Source organism: Bradyrhizobium frederickii, assembly GCF_004570865.1.
GTDB lineage: Bacteria > Pseudomonadota > Alphaproteobacteria > Rhizobiales > Xanthobacteraceae > Bradyrhizobium > Bradyrhizobium frederickii.
Genome location: NZ_SPQS01000003.1, coordinates 452,073 through 473,587, shown reverse-complemented (window position 1 = coordinate 473,587; position 21,515 = coordinate 452,073). Strand labels below are relative to the sequence as shown.

Here is a 21,515-nt window from a genome sequence, read left to right as displayed (position 1 = left end):
GACGGTGGGTTCGGCGATCCGACTCCCGCCGCCCGGACCGAAAACATCGGCAGCGCTGCCTTCGAGCTGGGCCTTCCACGATGTGATCTGATTGGGGTGAACGTCGAACTGCTCCGCCAGTTGCGCCAGCGTGCGGTCACCCTTGACGGCGGCAAGTGCCACCTTCGCCTTGAAAGCCGGAGTGTGGTTCCGCCGTGCTCGTCTGCTCATCGTCTCTCCTGATTCGCGGGTCAATCTTGCCCGCCGTCAGGCAGAAACTCCACTTATCGCGCTGTTCAGATTTGCGGGACCAGCTCAGCCGGCCTGCGCCAGCCTGGCACCGTCGAACAGCGGCTCGTTCGCGGTGCCGCTGACGAAGCCGCCGCCATGGATGAACATCATCACCGGCAGCGGGCCGTCGACCCCGAACGGACGAAACACGTTCAGCGTGAGACAATCCTCGCTTGCCTCGGGCAGCGCCGGCTGAAGGCACGGCGCGCCGTACGTGTAGGCGGTGTGCATCTCCGAGCTTTCGGGCGTCGGCTGCGGCGGGCGCCAGCGCAACGCACCGACCGGCGGCGCCGCGTAGGCCAGTCCCTTGAACGACGCCACCTCGCCTTCGAGGGCGCCGAGCATCTGTCCTTCGCGCGTCAGCGCGAATGGAAACTGTCCGGCCGGCTGGGCCATGGCCGAGCCGGCAAGCCAAAGGAATGCGGTAGCCGCAATGAGCGCAAGCACGGATCGCATCTTTCTGGGCATTTCGATGCGCAGACGGGGTCCCGTGAGGTTATGTCCGCGGCGCGCCAGGAGGCAAGCCTCGCGGCTCACTCACCACGCTTTGCGACAATCTCCGCCAGCGCGCGCCGCGCGACGATGCCGAGCTCGCCGAGCGTGGAGTGGCCGGCCTGCGCGGCCTCGATCAGGCGTTCGGCGATGAATCTGCGGCTGTCGTGATCGCCGCCATGCGGCAATTGCCGGCACGTCTGCTCCAGGACGACGTCCATGTTCGCTTTGGTCCGCTCACTCAACTCTGGCATGACGCTCGGTCGCTACGCATGGCTTGTAACCGCAAGCATACACAGACGGATCGGGCATGATTAGCCCGGGTAATCACGGTCATTGTGCATCGCGATGCGTGTAGCCTGCGACCAGCGCGCGGCCACGATGCCGCCGCAAACGACCACCGAAGATTGCACTTGCTCTGATGACAAGCTGAACCTGCAGCGATAGCCTGCCGGCAAAACGACACATACGGGAGGAAATGCCATGTCTGACGCACTGGTCGCTACACGTGCCTCCGAGGAACGCGGAACCGCCCAGCGGGTCGATGTCGCCGTGGTCGGCGCCGGCTTTGCCGGCCTCTATCTCCTGCATCGCCTGCGCAAGGCCGGCTTCTCGGCCGTCGCCCTCGAAGAGGCCGGCGACGTCGGCGGCACCTGGTACTGGAACCGCTATCCCGGCGCGCGCTGCGACATCCAGACCATCGACTACAGCTACACCTTCGATCCCGAGCTCGAGACCGCCTGGACCTGGTCGGAGAAATACGCGACCCAGCCCGAAATCCTGCGCTATCTCGGCTTCGTCGCCGACCGCTACGATCTCAGGCGCGACATCCGCTTCAAGACCAAAGTCACCGAAGCCAGATGGGACGAGACGGCGGAGCGCTGGCTGCTCACCACCGACAATGGCGAACCGGTCTCCTGCCGCCACTACATCATGGCCACCGGCTGCCTCTCGGCGCCAAAGCCGCCGGAGATCGACGGCGTCACGGATTTCAAGGGCGAGGTCTATTTCACCGGCCGCTGGCCGCATGGCGGGGTCGATCTCGCTGGCAAGCGCGTCGCCGTGATCGGCACCGGCTCGTCGGCGATCCAGTCGATCCCGCTGATCGCCGAGCAGGCGGCGCATCTGACCGTGTTCCAGCGCACGCCGAACTTCGCGCTGCCCGCGCACAACGGACCAGCGCCGTCGGACCGCATGAGCCTGCTGCAAGGCGACCGCGCCGCCTATCGCGAGCAGGCGCGCCAGTCGATGGCCGGCGTGCCCTATCCGCAGCAGACGGTCGTGAGCTGGCAATTGAGCGATGCCGAACGTCGTGAGCGGTTCGAGCGTGCCTGGGCAGCCGGCGACCTCGTCCACATCCTGACCCAGCTCTGGGCCGACCAGGCCGTCGACATCGACGGCAACAAGATCGTCCAGGACCTGATCCGCGAGAAGATCCGCGCGGCCGTGAAGGACCCCGAGACCGCCGCCGCACTCACGCCGAACGACCATCCCTTCGGCGCCAAGCGCCCCTGCCTCGATACCAACTATTACGCCACCTACAACCGTCCCAACGTCACGTTGGTCAACCTGCGCCAGGAACCGATCAAGGCGATCACGGCGAGCGGAATCGCGACCGAGAAGCGCAGCTTCGACCTCGACGTCATTGTGTTCGCGACCGGCTTCGACGCCATGACCGGCGCGATCCGCGCCGTGCATCCGATCACCGGGCGCGGCGGCAAGTCGCTCACCGACGTCTGGGCGCAGGGTCCGCAGACCTATCTCGGCCTCACCGTCGCGGACTTTCCGAACTTCTTCATGATCACCGGCCCTGGCAGCCCGTCGGTACTGTCGAACATGGCGGTGTCGATCGAGCAGCATGTCGACTGGGTGGTCGACCGCCTGGCTGCGCTGCGCGATGCCGGCTTCACCACGATCGAGCCGACCGAGACGGCGCAGGCCGGCTGGAACAGGCACATGGCCGACTGTTCGATGCTGACGCTGCACCGGCTCGCCAACACCTGGTACACGGGCGCCAACGTGCCCGGCAAGGTGCAGGGCCTGATGCCCTATACCGGCGGCGTCGGCCCCTATCGCAGCATCTGTGACGAGGTGGTGAGCCGCGGCATGCTCGGCTTCAGGCTCACCGGCCCGGGCGGCGCCGCGCAGTGCAATGACGGCGAGGTGGTGCGGCTGCAGCCGGACGTGCGGCTGGTGCTCAACCTGCTGGCGTCGCTGAGCCTGCCGCCGATCGAGTCGATGGGCGCGGAAGGTGCCCGCGCGTTCGTGAACGAGTTCAACAAGGGCCGGCCCGCGGGACGGCCGATCGGCGACATCGTCGACGGCACCCTGCCCGTCACGGGCGGCGCGCTGCCTTACCGCGTCTACAAGCCGGCAACGCCCGGACCGCATCCGGTCGTGGTGTATTTCCACGGCGGCGGCTGGGTGCTCGGCGACGAGCAATCGGACGAGCCGTTCTGCCGCGACATGGTGCGGCGGACCGGCATGATGTTCGTCAGCGTCGGCTATCGTCACGCGCCGGAGCATCGCTTCCCGACCGCGGCTGAGGACGGCTATGCGGCAACGTGCTGGATCGCTGAGCACGCCGAAGAGCTCGGCGGCAGAGCGGGCCCGGTGCTGGTCGCCGGCTGGAGCGCCGGCGGCAACGTCGCTGCCGTCACCTGCCAGCTCGCGCGCGATCGCGGCGGACCCGCGATCGCCGGCCAGCTCCTGATCTGCCCGGTCACCGATTGCAGCTTCGATCGTCCCTCCTATAACGACAATGCGACCGGCTACTTCCTGACGCGCTCGCTGATGTACTGGTTCTGGGACCTCTACTGCTCGCCGGCCGACCGCACCGATCCGCGCGTCTCGCCGCTGCGCGGCAAGGTCGCCGGCCTGCCGCCCGCCTTCGTGGTGACCTGCGAATTCGATCCGTTGCGCGACGAAGGAATCGCCTATGCCGAGGCGATGTCGGCCGCAGGCGTCCCGGTCGAGCAGCTGAAGGCGCACGGCCATTTTCACTCCTCCTTCACCATGGTCGATGTGGTGATCACGGGCGTGCCCGGTCGGGTGCAGATGGCGGAGGCCTTGCGTCGCTTCGCCGGCCAGGCCAGCCCGGGGCACAGGATCGCGGCGGCGGCGAGCTGATCAGGCAAGGCGACCGGGAACCTTTTCGCGGCAGCTGCATTGTGGCGTTGTGGCATTGAGATGCAGCGACAGATGTAGGCCCCGGCACGCAGATCCGCGTGTTGGGGCGTTTTTTGCGTGAGGCGGGACGATGGGGGACGTTGTCGGGGAGTCAAAGGTCAATTTCGGTGCGCTCGCGGTGTTGAATAAATGGCCGTCGCTGGCCAATCAGCGTCAGCCGGACCGGGAGCCGTATCAGGTCGTCGAAGGCACGCTCGACGATTGCATCTCGGCATTCATGGACAAGCCGGTGGCGACCCGTCACCTCTATGAGATCCGCACAATGGCGCAGCCGCCGCTCGTCACCGAGGTGCTCTCGGCCGAGCACGTCATCGAGCTCTGGCGCCTCCGAGAGTTTCTCTGACGGCACTTCACGAAATCGCGCAGGAACCTTCTTCCGGTTTTTCCCGTTAACGGGGATCGGAAGCCAAGTCGGAAGCCAAGTCGCGAGTGCCTGAGGATGCTTGAAGCTGGCGCATCACCATCGATCGTACCTTACGGGGCGGACCAAACCTTGTTCGTGGTGGTCGATCGCCGCGATGAGAACACCGAAATCCGCATCGAACGCAACGACCTCGAAGCCACGATCGGCGAGCTCGTCGCCGGCTGCTTCAACGACCCCATCAAGGTGATCTCCTTCAACACGCTTGAGCATTGGATGAAGGACATCTCGACCGACGTCGCCGGCGAGATCCGTGCGCGCTGCGACATCGACGGAATAGAGCTGCCTGATTATCTCAGCGACTTCGTGGAAAGCCATTCCTGAGCCGCGCTGCGCCGATTCGCGCGGACAACAAAAAGCGCCGCTGCCGCGGCGCTTTTCGTGCAGTGGAGTCACCTTAGTGGTGCCAGAACAATGCCAGCAGCAGAACGATCGGCAGCGGCACGCCAAGCAACCACAGCAAAGCACCTCGTCCAAAACCCATGATGTCCTCCTCTCTCTCTCTCCTGCCCAGATGACGCGGGAGACGAGAACAAGTTCCGCGCTTCGCAGGAAGCACGAATGCACGCAGGGCATGGATCTGTGAAGGGTCTAAAGCGCCATGCGATCAGGAGAATCGTCATCGCGCTTTAGGTTGTTGTTCAGGCATGATCTTTTCGGAAAACCGCTGCGCACTTTTCCGGATCATGCTTTAGGCGCGCCGGTACTTGCCGGCGATGACCTCGATCTCGCGGCGGCGTTCGTCGGCGAAGGCAAGGAGCTTCTCGATCGTCAGCGTATCCGTGATCCGTCTGGCGAGACGCTCGGCGCGCGCGGCCTGATCTTCGAGATACTGGATCGTGTTCAAGCGTCCCTCTCCCCAACTGCCCCAAATTGCTTGGACATACATGGTGCTCGAGAAGCCGCTAACACCCGGTTAAGCGCGCCCCGCCTTGTCTCGTGAGCCCCTATTGCACGACCTCGAGCCGAACGTTGGTGATGCCCTTGTCGACCATGCCGAGCGCCTCGGCGGCAGACGGGGAAATGTCGACCACGCGTCCGCGAACATAGGGCCCGCGATCGTTCACCCTGACCGTGACGAAGCGGCCGGAATTGGTATCGGTGACGCGCAACTTGGTGCCGAACGGAAGGGTGGGATGCGCCGCGGTCAACTCGTTCCTGTCGAACCTCTCGCCGCTCGCGGTCTCCGTATCCGAATAGAAGCTGGCAACGCCGTGCGAAGCGGTCTGCTTTGCGTCACCGTTGGGAACGCGCGCCCGGCTGATCGGGCGTGGATGCAGCGCCGCCACACGGTGCGGGCGCTCGACCGCGGCCTGCCGGCTGGCGCCGGCGAGATCGGCCTTCTGGCGGCCGACCGGCGCTTGTGCGCAGGCGGCAAGCGAGGCGGCGCCGGCGATAGCAAGCAACAGCCGGCACGAGGTTGCGAGGGAAATCCGGGCAGTTTCGGCACGTGCAATGCGAGACATGGTACGCCCTCCGAACGGGGGCGATTTTCGGCGGGCAATGAGGGCAGAACCTTGTCGGAACAAAAGCAGGCGTGGGGCCGCCGCCATTTCGCGCCAGCTGTGACGATTCCACCACACTGACGCGTCCTGAATCGGGACAGGCCCCACAGGGGACCGGCCAATCCGGCGCCTCAGTAATGCGGCTCGTACATCTGGGATTGAACCAGGGCCTTGACGTCGTTGGGCGCCGGTCCGGCCGCCAGCCCGCGCTGATAGGCGACGTCGGCAACCGCTGCCGCGATGCGGACCGAGACCTCGCGAATGCGCGGCAACGCCGGATAGAGGCTGCCCTGCGCAAGATCCTCCTTGCCGACGCAATCGGCAAGCGTATGGGCCGCCGCCATGAACATCTCGTCGGTCACCAGCTTCGAGCCGCTGGCGATAACGCCGAGCCCGACACCGGGGAAGATGTAGGAATTATTGCCCTGGCGCGGCACGAAGCTGCGACCGTTGAGCTTGACCGGATCATACGGGCTGCCGCAGGCGAACAGCGCGCGGCCCTCGGTGTAGCGATAGGCATCTTCGGCCGAGCATTCCGCCTTCGAGGTCGGGTTGGAGAGCGCGAACACGATCGGCTGTTCGTTGAGCTCGGCCATGGTCTTGAGCACCTCGGGCGTGAAGGCGCCGCCGACCGCGGCGACGCCGATGATCGCCGTCGGCTTCAGCGTCTTGATCGCGGTGAGGAAGTCGGAGATCGGCGCCTGGCCGGCATGCGCATAGCGCAGCTTGTGGCCGGAGAGACCTTCGCGGCTGCCGACGACAAGGCCGCGGGAATCCACCAGCCAGTTGCGCCGGAGCGCGTCCGCTTCGGAAGCGCCCTCCGCCATCATCGCCGACACCACGAGATCGGCGATACCGGTTGCCGCCTCGCCCGCACCGAGGAACAGGATGCGCTGATCCCTGAGCTTGCCGCCGGAGACGCGCAAGGCCGAGAACAGGCCGGCCAGCGCCACCGCCGCGGTGCCCTGGATGTCGTCGTTGAAGACGCAGGCTTCGTCGCGATATTTGTGCAGCAGCTTGAACGCCGAATGATTGGCGAAATCCTCGAACTGGATCAGCACGCCCGGAAAGGTCTTTCGCGCAGCCTGCATGAACTCATCGACGAAGCTGTCATAGGCTTCGCCCGTGAGCCGCCGCTCGCGCAGGCCGAGATAATAGGGATCGTTCAAGAGCTCTTCGTTGTTGGTGCCGACGTCGAGCACGATCGGCAGGCACGCTTCCGGATGCACGCCGGCGCAGGCCGAATAGAGCGAGAGCTTGCCGACCGGGATGCCCATGCCGTTGGCGCCGAGATCGCCAAGCCCCAGAATGCGCTCGCCGTCGGTAACGACGATCAGCTTGGCCTGATAGGGCCAGTTCTTCAAGAGCTCGGCGATCTGGCCGCGATCGCGCGAGGAGATGAACATGCCGCGCGGCCGCTGGAAGATCAGGCCGTATTTCTGGCAGGCGAGCCCGACCGTCGGCGTGTAGATGATCGGCTGGATCTCGTCGATATGGTCGACGACGACGCGGAAGAACAGCGCCTCGTTGCGGTCATGCAGCGCGTTCAGCGCGACATATTTTTCCAGATCGGTCGGCAGCGTGCGCAGATTGGTGAGGACGCGCTGCGCCTGCGTCTCCATCGTCAGCACGCAAGGCGGCAGCAGGCCGCGCAGGCCGAGTGCAGCGCGCTCGGATTCCGTGAAGGCGGTGCCCTTGTTGAGCAGGGGATCGCGCAGCAGCGCCATGCCTTGCGGCGGATTTGACGACGTCGATTGGGCAACGACCCGAGCAGGTCTATTCACGAATTCCCCCAAGGAGCTTCACATTGAACCAGCGGACATTGTCGGCCAGTGCTCCATTGAGATCAAGGACGTAGAGACCGAGGCGTCGATTGTGATCTCGCACCGCAGCGAGATCACCGCGAACGAGTAGCAGTCGCGGGAGCAAAAGTTAACGCGGCAAGGCTTTGTCTCCACGATCAGGGTTGAAGAGTACCCCGGCTCTCCCTCGTCATTCCGGGTTCGCGACTTCGTCGCGCCCCGGAATGACGAGAAACGTTCAAGACGTGTGCGCGTTAAGCGCTGCGCGCAGCTATTCCGCCTTGATGTTGGCCGCCTTCACGATCGGCCACCATTTCTCGGTCTCGGCCTTCTGAAAAGCCGCGAGCGCCGCGGGCGTCTGCTGCTCGGGCGGTGGTATCTCCTGCCCCAGTTCGGCAAAGCGCCGCTTGACCGCGGCCTCGGCCAACACGGCGACGACGGCTGCGTTGAGCTTGGCGACGATCTCCTTCGGCGTGTTCTTCGGTGCCCAGATGCCGTGCCAGTAGGAAATATACAGCCCCGGCAGGCCCGCCTCGTCGACGGTCGGAATGTCGGGAGCGGAGGCAAGCCTGGTCGGCGACGTCACGGCGAACGCCTTGATCGCGCCACTCTTGACGTGTGCCAGCGAGTTCGCCGCCTGGTCGAACATGATGTCGATCTGCCCGGCGACGAGATCGATCATGGCGGGCCCTGCACCGCGATAGGGCACGAACTGGAAGTCGGTGCCGGTCTTGTCCTTGAAGAAGACGGCGGCGACGTGGGCTCCTGTGCCCGCCCCTGAGGTCCCCGCAGTGGCCTTGCCGGAATTGGCCTTCAGCCAGGCGATCAGCCCCTTGAGATCGTTCGCCTCGAGCGACGTCCGGCCGACGATGAGTTGCGTGCCCATCGCGATCATTGCGACCGGTTCGAAATCGCTCACGACGTCATAAGGCAGCTTGAGGATCGCGCCGTTCAGCACATGCGTGCCCCAATGACCGATCGTGATCGTGGTGCCGTCAGGTGTCGCGCGGGCGACGCGGGCGCCGGCAATGCTGCCCGAGGCACCGGCGACGTTCTCGACCACGACATTGGTGCGCAGCTCGGCGGCAATCCGCTCCGACAGGATCCGCGCCAGCGTATCGGTCGGGCCGCCCGCCGCGAACGGCACGATGAGCGTGATCGGACGCGACGGAAACGGCTGGGCGTTGGCTTGGGCAGACCAGGCCGCACATCCCATCAACGCGCCCACGACGATCGCAACGCCGCGCAATCCGGCCCACAACAGCCCCCGCATTGTTCTCTCCCAGTCTCTTGCCGCCCGCATGTTGGCAGCGGGCTGGAGGCGGAGTGAACGCTGCCGGCCGGACGGAGGCAAGCCGGAAATTTCCGCAGGAGCGACTAACCCGCGGCCCGCCGCGGCGTCAGATTGGCCGCGGCATCTGCCGGCGGCGCGATATGCATCAGGATGGTCTGGGTGGCGGATGCGACGTCGATGCCGTGCTGCTGGAAGCGGAGCTTCATGCGGCGGTTGAATTCGCGCTGGACCGGCCATCGCCCGGCCTCGGTGCAGCGGATCTGGCCGACGATCGACACCATGGCGCCGTCCACCTTGTCGATGCCCCAGAGCTCGAGATCGCCGCGGATCAGCGCGCGGAATTCGGGCTCGCGGCGCATCTCGTCGACGATGTCCTTGAGGATCTGGCCGGCGCGGTCGGTGTCTTCCCTGTAGGCGACGTTGACGCTGACCGAGGCGTTGCCGGCGCCGCGGCTGGCATTGGTGATGGTCGTGACCGCGCTGAACGGCACGATGTGCACCGCGCCGTCGCCCGCGCGCAGGCGGATGGTGCGGATCGAGACGTTCTCGACGACGCCCGAGAGCCCGGAGACACTGACATTGTCGCCGACCTGCACCGTGTTCTCCAGCAGCAGGAACAGGCCGGTGATGAGGTCCTGCACCAGCTTCTGCGAGCCGAAGCCGATGGCGATGCCGACGATGCCGGCGCCTGCCAGCAGCGGCGCGACATTGACTCCGATCTCGCTCAGCGTGGTGAGGCCGACGATCGTGGCGATCAGGCAGAGCAGCGCGGTGCGTAGCATCGGCTGAAAGGTGCGCAGCCGCGCGGCGCGGGCATAGTGCCCATCGCGCGACAGCGCGTTGATCTGGCGGTCCAGCAGCGCGTTGCTGGCTTCCCAGATCGCGGCCGCGATGAACACGGCAAGGCCGATCGTCACCAGGGCGGAGATCAGCCGGCTGCCGATCTGGCCGCCGTAGAACCAGACGATGGCGTCCACACCCCAGACTTCGAGCACCGCCACCAGGCCGATGAAGACGATCGCGCCGGATACGATCTTGCGCAGCAGCGGCAGGTAGCGGTTGGCGCGGATCTCGAGGCCCGGAAAGCGCTGGAGAATTTCCGGCTGGATCCGGAAGCCGCGGTCGATCAGGCTCAGCGTCAGCATGACGGCGACGCGCGTGATCACGGCGACCACGATGGTGCCGACGAAATATTGCAGCAGCAGCGAATAGCCGTTGCGGATGTTGAGCGCCCACACCGCCCACAGCGCGAGATCCAGTGCGATGGCAAGATAATGCCAGCCGCCGGCGATGCGGTTGCGCAGGCGGGCCGCGATCCCCTGCCGGTCGGCCGGCGCGCGGATGGCCTCGGCGACCTGGCGGCGGCATTGCAGGATGATGACGACGACGAAGAGGTGCACGATCAGCATCACCATGCGCAGCAGCGCGGCATAGCCGGCGCGGTGCAGACCGAGCAGCAGCGCGACATTGGCAAAGGCGATGCCGGAGACGCCGACGCCGACGATGCGGCGCGCCCAGATCTCGACATAGGCCGCCGTCTCGGCGCGCACCGGAAACAAGCCGAACGGCCCTGCCAGCGCCCGAACCACGCAGATGAGCCCGCGCGAGAACGCGTAGGCATTGACGACGGCGAGGATCACGAGGCGGACCGTGGTGGGCTGGCCGATCTCGGTGCCGAGCAGCGCCGTCGCGACGCCCACGAAGACGAGAACGGGAAGCAGTTCGAGGACGAGGCGGCCGAGCACGGGGGGCAGCCGCAGCATGATCTGCCAGACGCGCGCAAGGCTGTGGCGGCGCTTGTGCAGCTCGGGCGCCGGGGTGACATCGGCGACCGACGACGGCGGATCGGCAATCGGCAGCGCCTGCGCCGGCAGATGCGCGGTTTGCGGCACGCGTCCCTCCAGGAACGCAACCGGGCGCCGGATCAGGCGGAACAGCACCCATTCGGCCACCAGCGCGCAACCGACCACCAATGCGAGCTTCCAGGCGATCTCGATCAGAAGGTTGTAGGCCGCGGGATCGTTGGCCGTCCGCATGATCCAGTAATAGAACGCCGGGAAATGCGTGATCGTCCGCGCCACGCTGGCGATCTCGCTCGAGATCTCGCCGATCTCCTCGGACACCGTGAGCAGGAGCTGCGCACCGAGGCCGTCGGCCGAGAGCGGGATCGGCGACTTCTGCGCGGGCGCGGGCGTCGCGGGCTGCTGCGGACCGGACGCATTGGCGATCGCGCGCAGCGTATCGATCATCTGCGCGCGCTTCTTGTCGTCCTGGAGCGTCTCAAGCGCTCGCCTGGCCTCCTCGGACGACAACGCGGCGGCGTTGGTCGTCGCGGGCTGAGCCGGCTCGGCGCGAACGCTGGGGAAGGAGAACGCGAGGAAGAGAACGGCGAGGAATGCCTGGGCAAGCTTGTGCGACACGAGGATTCCCTAAAAAAAGCATGCGCCGGCGGCGTCGGGACCACCGAAACACATGCGTCATGTCGGATTGCCGTTATTCGCCTCCAGCCTGTGTCGGAAGTTGGCCTTGGAGGCGACATTCTCTTGGCATTTGTCGCGATGCGAAGATGGGGGCACCGTCAGTGGAGCCCGACGTCGACGCAATCCGTCTTTCTGTGGGATTGCCGCAGCTCGACTTTACAGAAGGTCGTCATGCCCGGGCTTGTCCCGGGCATCCACGTTCTCCGTGCCTGCAAGGCGTGGATGGCCGGGACAAGCCCGGCCATGACTGCGTGGGGACAGCGGTAGCCCGCATGCAATGACTCCGTCATTCCGGGCGTCGGCCCGGAATGACGGCGAGGAGGAAGGAGAAGGAAAGCAGGATGTCAAAGGAGGCCGCCGCGATCGGCCTCATCATGCCCATCCGACACGTTACTATCGTTAGGGGCTATCGATGTGATGCAAAATACAGCGCCGGGCAGGTAGGGGCTTTGCCTCACTGATGCAGCCCGCTAAACCTTGACCCGGCGTGCCGTTCGCGGTTTCTGCCGCTATGCGATAGTCCGAACGAGCTCCATCGCACTTAACGCGGCTGGATCTGCGGAGGTGGTGTCATAGACCTCCCCTTGCTCATGAGGTGGACGTTGCGTGTCGCTTGCTTGCGACCATCGGCATGGTCCTCCTGTGACACAAAACTGTCAAGCGGGATCAGCCGGGTGGACATCACAATTGAACCGCCGGTTCCGCAGAGTTCGGCGCGCGTCTGTTTTGCCCGACGCAACAAATTCATTTCGCGAAATCAGAACATCCTTCCGATGGCCATCAAGCCATTGATTTTGCTGCCGCCGGCTACTGTGCATGGGGTTGTTTTCGCGATTTTCTCGTATTGTCCCTCTTTTCTTCCTGCTCCAGCGCCTTGCGCACCTCGTCGAACTCTCGCAGCGAAGCCTTGTCGGCACGGGGGAAGCGCAGGTCGAGCTTCTCGAGCGCCGCATTGATCACCGATCCGATCACGACGCGCGCGAACCATTTGTGATTGGCCGGCACGACGTACCACGGCGCATGAGGCGTCGCCGTGTGCCGGACGATGTCCTGGTAGACCGCCTGGTAGCGCGGCCACAGCGCGCGCTCCTCGATGTCGCCCATGGAGAATTTCCACTGCTTGGCCGGATCCTGTAGCCGGTCGAGGAAGCGCTCGCGCTGCTCGTCCTTGGAGACGTTGAGGAAGAACTTCAGCACCACGGTGCCGTTGCGGCAGAGATAGCGCTCGAACGCCGAGATGTCCTCGAACCGCTCCTTCCAGATGTTCTTGGTGAGGAGCTTTTGCGGCAGCTTCTCCTTGGCGAGGAGCTCCGGATGCACGCGCGTCACCAGGCATTCCTCGTAATGGGAGCGGTTGAAGATGCCGATATGGCCGCGCTCGGGCAGTGCGATCACATGGCGCCAGAGGAAGTCGTGGTCGAGCTCCTTGGTGCTCGGCGCCTTGAAGGCATGGACCTCGCAGCCCTGCGGGTTGATGCCTTCGAAGATCGCCTTGATCGCGCTATCCTTGCCGCCGGCGTCCATGGCCTGGAACACGATCAGCAGCGACCAGCGGTCCTGGGCGTAGAGCTTCTCCTGAAACTCGGTCAGCCGCTTCTTGTTGGCGTCGAGAATCGCCTGCGCCGACTCCTTGTCGAGATCGCCCTTCTCGCTGGTCTTGTGATCCTTGAGATGAAACTTGCCCGAACCGTCATAACGGAATGGCGTGATGTAGCGGTCAAGTTCCTGGGCGAGCGGCTTGGACGGCTTCTTGCTCATGAGCGCGGGGCACCTTGCGTTGCGGCTTCAGTCGGTCGAGCAGGCTACCAAGGATGCCCTTGGGAAGGAATATGATGAAAAGCACGAGCAACACGCCGTAGACGAGATTGTCCCAGCCGACCGCTTTGGTGCCGAAGCCGATGCGCAGGGTCTCGGCCAGCAGGATGGTGATGATGGCGCCGAAGGTCGGGCCGAGCGAGACGAACAGGCCGCCGACGATGGCCGCGAAAACCATCTGCAGCGACACCGCGATGCCGCTGACGGTGTCGGGCGTGATGAACATCTGGTACTGGCAGTAGAGCGCGCCCGCGAGCGCCGTCATCAGGGCGCTGAGCAGCGTGATCTTCAGCTTCTCCGCGGTGACGTCGACGCCGGCGGCCGCCGCCGCGTCCTCGTCCTCCGAGATCGCCTCCAGCGCATAGCGGGCCATGCTGCGGTCGACCCAGTGCCAGATCACGATGCCGAACAGCCAGACCCCGAGCGCGATCAGATACCAGGTCGTCTTGTCGTCGAATTGCAGCGCCAGCAGCTTGTTGCCCGAGGTGCGGTTCGGCGTATAGCCCAGCGAGCCGCCGGTGTAGTCGCGCGTCGCGGTGATGACCTGGAGCACGATGCCCGACAGCGCCAGCGTCACGAGCACGAAATAATGCCCGGTGATGCGGAAACGGAAGCAGGGATAGCCGACGATCAGCGCCAGCGCCCCGGCTGCGGCCATGCTGATGGGAATGCCGATCCAGGGCGAAAGGCCCAGGTGATTCCACAGCAGCGCGGTGACATAGGCGCCGATCCCCATGAAGCCGCCGTGCCCGAGCGAGACCAGGCCGAACCGTCCCATCATCGACCAGGAGGTGTAGGCGAACGACCAGATCAGGATCAGCACCAGGATGTGCAGATGATAGGGCTCGCGATAGACGAAAGGCAGCGCGATCAGCGCCGCCAGCCCGATCCCCCATGCTGCAACCCGCCCCTGCCCCATCATCGGCGCCTCGCCAAGAGGCCCGCGGGCCGGATGAACATCATGACGATGAAGAAGGCGAAGGCGAGCACGTAGCCCCATTCGAGGTCGGAGAACAGGCCGCCGAGCGAGATGATCTCGGCAAAGACGAAGGCGGCAATGAAGCCGCCGATGAAATTGCCGAGCCCGCCGAGCACGCAAATGAGGAAGGTGATCGGCCCGAACGACAGGCCGACGAAGGGGTGCACGTCATATTGCAGCACCAGAAGGCAGGCGGCGAGCCCGGCCAGCGCGCCGCCGAGCGCGGAGGTGATGAGATAGATCCGCCTGGTGTCGACGCCCATCAGCGCCATGATCTGGCGGTCCTGCGAGATGGCGCGGATCGCGGTGCCGGTGAAGGTGCGCGTCATGAACAGGTAGACCGCGACCATGCCGACCAGTGCCGCCAGGAACGACAGCAGCCTTGCATAGCTGAAATTCATGTCGCCGAAGGCGAGCACCGGCAGGCGGATGCCGAGATTGCGGAAGTCGATGCCGAAGGCGACGGTGGCAAAGCTCTGCAGCACGAACAGAACCCCGCCGGTCGCGAGCAGCTGGTTGATCGGCGGCGCGGTCAAGAGCGGCGCGATCACGAGGTAATGCAGCGCCGCGCCGAGCACCGCGACCAGCAGAATGGTGAAGGGGGCGGCGACGAAATAGCTGAGGCCGTAAACCTGCACTATGAAATACATGGCGTACATGCCGATCATCACGAGCTCGGCGTAGCAGATCCAGGTCACGTCGATGACGCCGAAGATCAGGTTGAGCCCGAGCGCGAGCAGCGCCAGCACGCCGCCGAGCAGGATGCCGTTGATCACGGCCTCCAGCAGGTAGATGTCGAAGATGTCGAGGAACCCCTGCATGCCCATTACACCCCGAGATACGCTTCCTTGACCGTGTCGCTTGCCAGCATCTCGGCCGAGGTGCCGGACGCGCGGATCGAGCCGGCCTCGATCAGATAGGCGCGGTCGACCACTTTCAGCACTTGCTGCACGTTCTGCTCGACGATCAGTACCGTCAGCCCGCTGGCCCGGATCCGCTTCACCAGCTCGAACACCTGCTGCACCACGACCGGCGCGAGGCCGGCCGACGGCTCGTCGAGCAGCAGCAGCTTCGGATTGGACATCAGCGCGCGGCCGATCGCGCACATCTGCTGCTCGCCGCCGGACATGGTGCCCGCCATCTGGTGCCGCCGTTCCTTCAGGCGCGGAAACAGGTCGAACACGACCTCGAGCCGCTCGGCGAGATGACCGCGCGCCTCCTTCATGAAGGCACCCATCTTGAGATTGTCGTCGACAGTGAGCTGCGGAAACAGCCGGCGGTTCTCCGGCACATGCGCGATGCCGAGGCTGACGATCTTGTGCGAGGGTGTCGCCACGACGTCGATGCCTTCCATCCTGATCGAGCCGCGCGAGGGCCGGATCAGGCCGGAGATGACCCGCATCAAGGTGGTCTTGCCGGCGCCGTTGGGGCCGATGACGCCGACGGCTTCGCCGGCCTTGACGTCGAGACTGACGTCGAACAGCGCCTGGAACGTACCATAGCCGGCATTGACGGCGCGGAGCTCCAGCATCAAGCGCCTCCCGCGCGGCGGCGCGCTTCGGCGGCCGCGGCCTGCGTCGTCTCGGCATCGGTGCCGAGATAGACCTCGATCACCCGCGGATCGCCGGCGACCGCGCTCGGCAGGCCTTCCGAAATCTTCTCGCCGTGATCGAGCACCATGACGCGATCGACGACGCGCATCAAGACGCCCATGATGTGCTCGACCCAGATGATGGTGATGCCAAGCTCGTCGCGGATGTTGCGCAGCATGTCGGCGGCTTGGTCCATCTCGGCATCGTCGAGGCCGCCGAGGCTCTCGTCGGCGAGCAGCAGCTTTGGCGCGGTGGCGAGCGCCTTGGCGAGCTCGAGCTTCTTCAGGCCGGCGGCGCCGAGACCATCGACGCTGGCATGGCGATCGGTCGGCAGGCCGACCATGGCGAGCGAGCGCTCGGCCGCTTCCTCGGCCTTGACGCGGCTGTGGCGGCCCTGGCCGTAAAAGCCGGCGAGCGCGACGTTCTCGAAGATGGTCAGACGGCGGAACGGGCGCGGAATCTGGAAGGTCCGCCCGATGCCGCTGTTGATGATCCGGTGCGGGGCGAGGCCCGCGATCTCGGAGCCGCCGAACAGGATCGAGCCCGATGTCGGCGCCAGCGTGCCGGAGAGCATGTTGAAGATCGTGCTCTTGCCCGAGCCGTTAGGACCGATCAGGCCGAGGATCTCGCCCTGCTCGACCCGGAACGACACGTTGTTGACGGCGGTGAAGCCGCCGAACCGCTTCACCAGCCCGCTGACTTCCAGCACCAAAGCCCTCCGCTGCTACTGGTTGCTGTAGGTGGTGCCCTTCGGCAGCGGCAGCACGGCCTCGCGCTGCGCCTGGCTCTTGGGCCACACCACGTAGGACTTGTCGTCGACGTACTGGATCACGACGGGGAACGAGCGCTCGTTCTGGCCGGCCATTGGCGAGCCCTCGCCGTGGAATTTGACGCCGAAGCCGAGCATGGTGCCGCCTTCGGGTATGTCGGTGTCGAGTGCGGCCTTGCGCAGGGAGTCGGGATCTATGCCGCCATATTTCTTGATCGCTCGCGGCAGCACTTCGGTCAGGAACAGGTAGGTGTTGGACGCCGCCATGCCGACATGAGCCGAACGGATGGCGACGCCCGGCTTGCGCTTGTCGAACTCCTCGCCAACCGCCTTAATGATCGGCGGCAGCTTCGGATCCATGCTCTTTTGGTTGGCGAGCCAGATCGAGATCGGATCGGTGTTGAAGAAGTAGTTCACATCGGCGCCCAGGCCTTCCTTCAGCTTCTCATAGACCCCGTAGCCGGCGCCATGTCCCACCAGTGCACCGAACTTCAGCCCTTGCTCGCGGGCTTGCCGGAGCAACAGGGTGATGTCGGGATTGTAGCCGGTGTGGAAGACCACATCCGGCTTGGCCCGCTTCAGCTTGGTGACCAGCGCAGACAGATCCGGGGCCGTGGCCGAATAGCCTTCCCTGAGCACGATGTTGAACCCAGCCTTCTTGGCACCGGCTTCATTGCCCTTGGCAACGTCGACGCCGTAGGCGCCGTCCTCATGGATGATGGCAACCCGCAGGTCCTTCGGGTCCTTGCCGAATTTTTCCTTCGCGTTCTGCGCGATGAAGTCCATCGTCATCATGCCGAACTGATCGCCGGAGGCCTGCGGCCGAAACACGTATTTGTAGTTCTTGTTCTCCAGCACCGCGGACGAAATGCAGGTCGTGATCCACATGAACTTCTTCAGCTGCTCGACGCGCGCTGCCACCGGCACGCACTGGGCCGACGAAAAGAAGCCGAGCAGCATGTCGACCTTTTCCTGCTCGATCAAACGGATCGCTTCATTGATGGCGACGTCGGGCTTGCTCTGAGCATCGGCATAGATCGCCTCGATCTTGTAGCCCTCGACATCCTTCGCGCTGTACTGATCCAGCATGATCCTTGCGCCGGTATATTGCAGCTCCGAGCCGCCGCCGGCGAGCGGGCCGGTCAGATCATAGATGACACCGATCTTGAGCTTCTTGTCCTGGGCCTCGGCGGACACCGCCAAGCCTGTCGCTGATATCGCGACCAACAGCCCACGTACCAAACGGGCAGCCATGCGCAGGCGCATCAAAACCTCCCTGGACGATTGTGCATTGCATTCGTCTTGATCTTGCTTGCCCCCATCACATGGGCAGAGCGCAGCGATGTCAAGCCTTGCGCATCAGCGCGAGGCCAGCTGCTGCTCGACAAAGGCCGTGACAAATCGCGGCATGGTCGGCTTCAGATCACTCATCCCGCGCACGAGATGGATGGCCGACAATTCGGGCTCGTCCTCGCGGGCGAGATTGGCTTCGATCCGGGCGCGCGCCTCGTCGCCCGACATGTTCAGGTTGAGAACCTGCATCATCGCAATCGTGGGACCGCTGACGACGCAATGCCAGTCCGGCTCGGCCCGAAAGTCCGCCGCCGTCAGGCCGGTCTCCTCCTCGAGCTCGCGGACGACGCTGCCGGGAATGTCCAGCGTGCCGCCCCTGACGTCGTCGAGATCGGGCGTGCCCGACGGGAAATAGATGCGGCCGGCGTTGGCGGTGTGCGCCGCCATCTCGCCCATCACGAAGGCGCCGTCGGAGGTGCGCAGCGCGCCCATGCCGAAGCCGTTGAACACGGGGACGCCGGGAAAGCCCCAGTCGCGCCAGGCGAGGAAGCTTGCGAAATCGGTCTCGAAATAGGTCGCGGCGAAATGGCCGCCCGCGAACACGGGATCGCGCCCGAGCAGGACGCGGCCGTTCCAGATCTTCGGCCGCTCGCGCTGCTTCTCGGCGAAGTGCGCCGCGATCTCGTCACGACGCTCCTCGGCGAACGGCCAGACGATCGGCCGCACCTCAAGATCGAGCGTCGTGACGCGATGAATGATGGGTGACGTCATGCGGGACGACGATCGCGCCGGCTATTTGACGCTTCCCGTGGTCTTCTTGGCTTGCTCGACGAACTTGTTGGTAAAGGTCTTGCTGACGTCGATCTTGGCGTTGGCCACCTCGGGCGAGCCGACGCTGAACACCGCGAGCACGGCGTCCGCACCCTTCGGGTCCATCTTGCCGGTCTCCGAGTACATCGGGATCGTGTTCTTCAGCGCGGCGAGATAGAGATCCTTGTTCTTGCCGACCGTCTCTTCCGGCATCTTCGCCATGATCTCCTCAGGGCTGTGCGAACGGATCCAGGCGAGCGTGGCGACGATGGCGTTGGTCAGCGCCTGGGTCTCCTTCTCGTGGCCGTTTATCCAGGCCGCCGTCGAGTACAGCGCGCCGCCGGGATATTCGCCGCCGAAGGTCTCGAGCGTGTCCTTCTGCGTGCGGGTATCGGAGAGGATGCGCAGATCCTTGTGGCTGCCCTGCAGCACGGTGACGGAGGGGTCGAGCATCACGGCCGCATCGATCTGACCCTGCTCCATCGCGGCGACCGCGGTGGCGCCGAGACCGACGCCGATGACGGCGGCGCTGGTGGGGTCGACGCCGTTCTTCTTGAGCATGTACTTCAGGAAGAAGTCGGTGGAAGAGCCCGGCGCGCTGACCCCGACCTTCTTGCCGGCGAGATCCTTGACCGACTTGATGTCGTTGGTCCGCGAGGGCGCGACCACGAGCACGAGGCCGGGGTAACGGTCATAGACCACGAAGGACTGGAGCTCCTGCTTCTTGGCGGCCAGGTTGACGCAATGGTCGAAATAGCCGGAGACCACGTCGGCGCTGCCGCCGAGCACGGCCTTCAGCGCGTCCGAGCCGCCCTTGAGATCCACCAGTTCGACATTGAGGCCGGCCTTCTCGTATTCGCCGAGCTGCCTGGCCAGCACCGTGGGCAGGTAGCACAGGCAGGAGCCGCCGCCGACCGCGATGGTGACCTTGCTTTGCGCCTGGGCAAGCGAGGCGGTGAGCGTCAGCGCGAGCAGTGCGCCGGCGAGCCTGGCAATCGTGTTCTTCATTGGTTTCCTCCGTTCGGCCGGCGGCACCATAGAGCAGCAGGGCTGGCTTGAGAAGCGCTCCTCCGGCCATTCAATCGAGACCGTCACAGCCTAGCCGCGCCCATCCGACGCGGTCGGCCTCCACACCAACAGGCGCCGCTCCACCAGCGTCACCCCGAAGTCGATCAGGATCACGAAGGCCGAGAGCACGAACATGCCGGCGAACACGCCGGCGACGTCGAATACGCCCTCGGCCTGCTGGATCAGGTAGCCGAGCCCCGCCGCAGATCCCAGATATTCGCCGACGACCGCGCCGACCACGGCGAAGCCGACCGAGGTGTGCAGCGAGGAGAACATCCAGGACAGCGCCGAGGGCCAATAGACGTGCTGCATCAGCTGCCGCTCGCTCATGCCGAGCATGCGACCGTTGTCGAGCACGGTGCGGCTGACTTCCTTGACGCCCTGATAGACGTTGAAGAACACGATGAAGAACACCAGCGTCACGCCGAGCGCGACCTTGGACCAGATGCCGAGGCCGAGCCACAGCGCGAAGATCGGCGCCAGCACCACGCGGGGCAGTGCGTTGACCATCTTCACGTAAGGGTCGAACACCGCGGCCACCAGCGGCTGGCGCGCGAACCAGAAGCCGATCAGCACGCCGCCGAGCGAACCGATCGCGAAGGCGAGGATCGATTCGGTCAAGGTGATGCCGAGATGCTTCCAGATCACGCCGGAGGCGAACCATTTCACGATCTGGCTGAAGACGTCGAACGGGTTGGAGAAGAAGAACGGCGGCAGCAGGATCTTGCCGAACACGGGGACGGTCGACAGCACTTGCCACAGCACGATGCAGACGACCGCGACCAGGACCTGGAGCGCGAATAGCGTCGGGCGCGACATCAGACCGCCTCCGCCGCTTGCGTGGATTGCGCGTAACCCTTCATCACCTCGTCCTTGAGCACACCCCAGATCTCGCGATGGAGCTCGTGGAATTCCTTGTCCAGCCGCACCTCGAAAATGTCGCGCGGGCGCGGCAAGCTGACGCGCCAGTCGCCGATGATACGCGAGGACGGACCGGCCGACATGATCACGACGCGGTCGGCGAGCGCGATTGCCTCTTCCAGATCGTGGGTCACGAACAGCACCGCCTTGCGGTCGGCGCTCCACAAATCGAGCAGCAGATTACCCATCACCTGGCGAGTCTGCGCATCGAGCGGCCCGAAAGGCTCGTCCATCAGGAGGATCTTGGGATCGCGAATCAGCACCTGCGCTAGCGCGACGCGCTTGCGCTGGCCGCCGGAGAGCATGTGCGGATAGCGACCCGCGAAGGCGCCAAGGCCGACGGAGGTCAGCCATTGCTGCGCGCGCGGCAGTGCTTCAGCCCGCGGCGTGCCCTTGACCTCGAGCCCGATCGCGACATTGTCGAGCGCGGTCTTCCAAGGGAACAGCGCGTCGGCCTGGAACAAATAGCCGGCATCCCGGTTCAGCCCCGCCAGCGGCCGGTCGAAGATCCTGACGCTGCCGGCGGCTGGCTTCAGCAGCCCGGCCGCGACGTTGAGCAGCGTCGATTTTCCGCAGCCCGTGGGGCCGACAATGGCCACGAACTCGCCCTGCGCAACCGCAAGGTGGGCTTTCTCCACCGCCGTATAGACCCTCCCGTCCCCGAGCCGGAACGCGACCTTGGCATCTTCCAGCGCCACCGCCGTGGGCGTCGACATAGGCTTCCTCCGAATTTCGCTTGATGCCTTAGCCGCTCGCGCGGCCAAGTTCAATCAAGGCGCCAAGCGTGATACGCATGGGGCTTGCCGCGCTCTGCC

Annotated in this window: 20 protein-coding genes and 1 pseudogene; 3 read left to right on the top strand and 18 right to left on the bottom strand. The window is 65.1% G+C overall.

The window, feature by feature from the left end:
• The 3 genes and pseudogenes from E4K64_RS07755 to E4K64_RS07745 all read right to left on the bottom strand — a co-directional run.
• On the bottom strand, positions 1-210 hold a 210-nt coding region (locus tag E4K64_RS07755; RefSeq protein WP_135162981.1), incomplete at its 3' end, for a transposase.
• Positions 211-297: 87 nt separating this feature from the next.
• Positions 298-726 (bottom strand): annotated as a pseudogene (locus tag E4K64_RS07750) (carboxylesterase family protein); the annotation flags it as partial.
• A gap of 77 nt (positions 727-803) precedes the next feature.
• Positions 804-1,016 carry a hypothetical protein gene (locus E4K64_RS07745; protein ID WP_135162980.1) on the bottom strand — a complete coding sequence of 71 codons (213 nt, stop codon included), beginning with the start codon at positions 1,014-1,016 and terminating at the stop codon, positions 804-806.
• Between the two features lie 229 nt (positions 1,017-1,245).
• Here E4K64_RS07745 and E4K64_RS07740 point away from each other — a divergent pair, with 229 nt between their 5' ends.
• The 3 genes from E4K64_RS07740 (at position 1,246) to E4K64_RS07730 (ending at position 4,696) form a co-directional block, all read left to right on the top strand.
• Positions 1,246-3,891, top strand: coding sequence for a flavin-containing monooxygenase (locus tag E4K64_RS07740; RefSeq protein WP_135162979.1), 2,646 nt, complete (start codon positions 1,246-1,248; stop codon positions 3,889-3,891).
• 130 nt (positions 3,892-4,021) lie between these two features.
• The gene (locus E4K64_RS07735; protein WP_135162978.1) at positions 4,022-4,294 is read left to right on the top strand and encodes a hypothetical protein; all 273 of its coding nucleotides are present in this window, start codon (positions 4,022-4,024) and stop codon (positions 4,292-4,294) included.
• 96 nt (positions 4,295-4,390) lie between these two features.
• The gene (locus tag E4K64_RS07730; RefSeq protein WP_135162977.1) at positions 4,391-4,696 is read left to right on the top strand and encodes a hypothetical protein; all 306 of its coding nucleotides are present in this window, start codon (positions 4,391-4,393) and stop codon (positions 4,694-4,696) included.
• Positions 4,697-5,063: 367 nt separating this feature from the next.
• On the opposite strand, the gene E4K64_RS40190 is transcribed toward E4K64_RS07730, so the two are convergent.
• From E4K64_RS40190 to E4K64_RS07660, 15 genes are all read right to left on the bottom strand, one after another.
• Positions 5,064-5,219: a hypothetical protein gene (locus E4K64_RS40190; protein WP_164718340.1), complete on the bottom strand. Its 156-nt coding sequence runs from the start codon at positions 5,217-5,219 to the stop codon at positions 5,064-5,066.
• Positions 5,220-5,319: 100 nt separating this feature from the next.
• Positions 5,320-5,838 carry a septal ring lytic transglycosylase RlpA family protein gene (locus E4K64_RS07725; protein WP_135162976.1) on the bottom strand — a complete coding sequence of 173 codons (519 nt, stop codon included), beginning with the start codon at positions 5,836-5,838 and terminating at the stop codon, positions 5,320-5,322.
• Between the two features lie 170 nt (positions 5,839-6,008).
• Positions 6,009-7,661: an NAD-dependent malic enzyme gene (locus tag E4K64_RS07720; RefSeq protein ID WP_135162975.1), complete on the bottom strand. Its 1,653-nt coding sequence runs from the start codon at positions 7,659-7,661 to the stop codon at positions 6,009-6,011.
• A 289-nt stretch (positions 7,662-7,950) separates the two neighbouring features.
• A complete protein-coding gene (locus E4K64_RS07715) occupies positions 7,951-8,952 on the bottom strand; it encodes a tripartite tricarboxylate transporter substrate-binding protein (protein WP_135162974.1) in 1,002 nt (333 codons plus the stop codon).
• Between the two features lie 104 nt (positions 8,953-9,056).
• Entirely contained in the window at positions 9,057-11,393 is a 2,337-nt protein-coding gene (locus E4K64_RS07710; RefSeq protein WP_135162973.1) for a mechanosensitive ion channel domain-containing protein, read from the bottom strand.
• 867 nt (positions 11,394-12,260) lie between these two features.
• On the bottom strand, positions 12,261-13,211 hold the full coding sequence (locus tag E4K64_RS07705) for a polyphosphate kinase 2 family protein (RefSeq protein ID WP_135162972.1): 951 nt from the start codon (positions 13,209-13,211) through the stop codon (positions 12,261-12,263).
• Entirely contained in the window at positions 13,171-14,190 is a 1,020-nt protein-coding gene (locus E4K64_RS07700; RefSeq protein WP_135162971.1) for a branched-chain amino acid ABC transporter permease, read from the bottom strand. The genes E4K64_RS07705 and E4K64_RS07700 overlap by 41 nt, the downstream gene beginning before the upstream one ends.
• A complete protein-coding gene (locus E4K64_RS07695) occupies positions 14,187-15,068 on the bottom strand; it encodes a branched-chain amino acid ABC transporter permease (protein ID WP_135162970.1) in 882 nt (293 codons plus the stop codon). The genes E4K64_RS07700 and E4K64_RS07695 overlap by 4 nt, the downstream gene beginning before the upstream one ends.
• A 5-nt stretch (positions 15,069-15,073) precedes the next feature.
• Positions 15,074-15,778, bottom strand: a complete 705-nt coding sequence (locus tag E4K64_RS07690; RefSeq protein ID WP_135162969.1) for an ABC transporter ATP-binding protein — start codon at positions 15,776-15,778, stop codon at positions 15,074-15,076.
• Entirely contained in the window at positions 15,778-16,548 is a 771-nt protein-coding gene (locus E4K64_RS07685; RefSeq protein WP_126255358.1) for an ABC transporter ATP-binding protein, read from the bottom strand. Before E4K64_RS07685 ends, E4K64_RS07690 begins: the two co-directional genes overlap by 1 nt.
• 15 nt (positions 16,549-16,563) lie before the next feature.
• Positions 16,564-17,874, bottom strand: coding sequence for an ABC transporter substrate-binding protein (locus tag E4K64_RS07680; protein ID WP_135162968.1), 1,311 nt, complete (start codon positions 17,872-17,874; stop codon positions 16,564-16,566).
• 93 nt (positions 17,875-17,967) lie between these two features.
• The gene (locus E4K64_RS07675) at positions 17,968-18,672 is read right to left on the bottom strand and encodes an NUDIX hydrolase (RefSeq protein WP_135162967.1); all 705 of its coding nucleotides are present in this window, start codon (positions 18,670-18,672) and stop codon (positions 17,968-17,970) included.
• A gap of 21 nt (positions 18,673-18,693) precedes the next feature.
• Entirely contained in the window at positions 18,694-19,719 is a 1,026-nt protein-coding gene (locus E4K64_RS07670) for an ABC transporter substrate-binding protein (protein ID WP_167771867.1), read from the bottom strand.
• Positions 19,720-19,809: 90 nt separating this feature from the next.
• The gene (locus E4K64_RS07665) at positions 19,810-20,598 is read right to left on the bottom strand and encodes an ABC transporter permease (RefSeq protein WP_135162966.1); all 789 of its coding nucleotides are present in this window, start codon (positions 20,596-20,598) and stop codon (positions 19,810-19,812) included.
• Positions 20,598-21,416 carry an ABC transporter ATP-binding protein gene (locus E4K64_RS07660; protein WP_135162965.1) on the bottom strand — a complete coding sequence of 273 codons (819 nt, stop codon included), beginning with the start codon at positions 21,414-21,416 and terminating at the stop codon, positions 20,598-20,600. The genes E4K64_RS07665 and E4K64_RS07660 overlap by 1 nt, the downstream gene beginning before the upstream one ends.
• Positions 21,417-21,515 lie beyond the last annotated feature (99 nt).

Coding starts and splice junctions, on each gene's coding strand:
- E4K64_RS07660 (WP_135162965.1), bottom strand. CDS start 21,416: ATGTCGACGCCCACGGCGGTGGCGCTGGAAGATGCCAAGGTCGCGTTC.
- E4K64_RS07665 (WP_135162966.1), bottom strand. CDS start 20,598: ATGTCGCGCCCGACGCTATTCGCGCTCCAGGTCCTGGTCGCGGTCGTC.
- E4K64_RS07670 (WP_167771867.1), bottom strand. CDS start 19,719: ATGAAGAACACGATTGCCAGGCTCGCCGGCGCACTGCTCGCGCTGACG.
- E4K64_RS07700 (WP_135162971.1), bottom strand. CDS start 14,190: ATGATGGGGCAGGGGCGGGTTGCAGCATGGGGGATCGGGCTGGCGGCG.
- E4K64_RS07680 (WP_135162968.1), bottom strand. CDS start 17,874: ATGCGCCTGCGCATGGCTGCCCGTTTGGTACGTGGGCTGTTGGTCGCG.
- E4K64_RS07675 (WP_135162967.1), bottom strand. CDS start 18,672: ATGACGTCACCCATCATTCATCGCGTCACGACGCTCGATCTTGAGGTG.
- E4K64_RS07695 (WP_135162970.1), bottom strand. CDS start 15,068: ATGCAGGGGTTCCTCGACATCTTCGACATCTACCTGCTGGAGGCCGTG.
- E4K64_RS07725 (WP_135162976.1), bottom strand. CDS start 5,838: ATGTCTCGCATTGCACGTGCCGAAACTGCCCGGATTTCCCTCGCAACC.
- E4K64_RS07735 (WP_135162978.1), top strand. CDS start 4,022: ATGGGGGACGTTGTCGGGGAGTCAAAGGTCAATTTCGGTGCGCTCGCG.
- E4K64_RS07690 (WP_135162969.1), bottom strand. CDS start 15,778: ATGCTGGAGCTCCGCGCCGTCAATGCCGGCTATGGTACGTTCCAGGCG.
- E4K64_RS07745 (WP_135162980.1), bottom strand. CDS start 1,016: ATGCCAGAGTTGAGTGAGCGGACCAAAGCGAACATGGACGTCGTCCTG.
- E4K64_RS07705 (WP_135162972.1), bottom strand. CDS start 13,211: ATGAGCAAGAAGCCGTCCAAGCCGCTCGCCCAGGAACTTGACCGCTAC.
- E4K64_RS07730 (WP_135162977.1), top strand. CDS start 4,391: ATGCTTGAAGCTGGCGCATCACCATCGATCGTACCTTACGGGGCGGAC.
- E4K64_RS07715 (WP_135162974.1), bottom strand. CDS start 8,952: ATGCGGGGGCTGTTGTGGGCCGGATTGCGCGGCGTTGCGATCGTCGTG.
- E4K64_RS07740 (WP_135162979.1), top strand. CDS start 1,246: ATGTCTGACGCACTGGTCGCTACACGTGCCTCCGAGGAACGCGGAACC.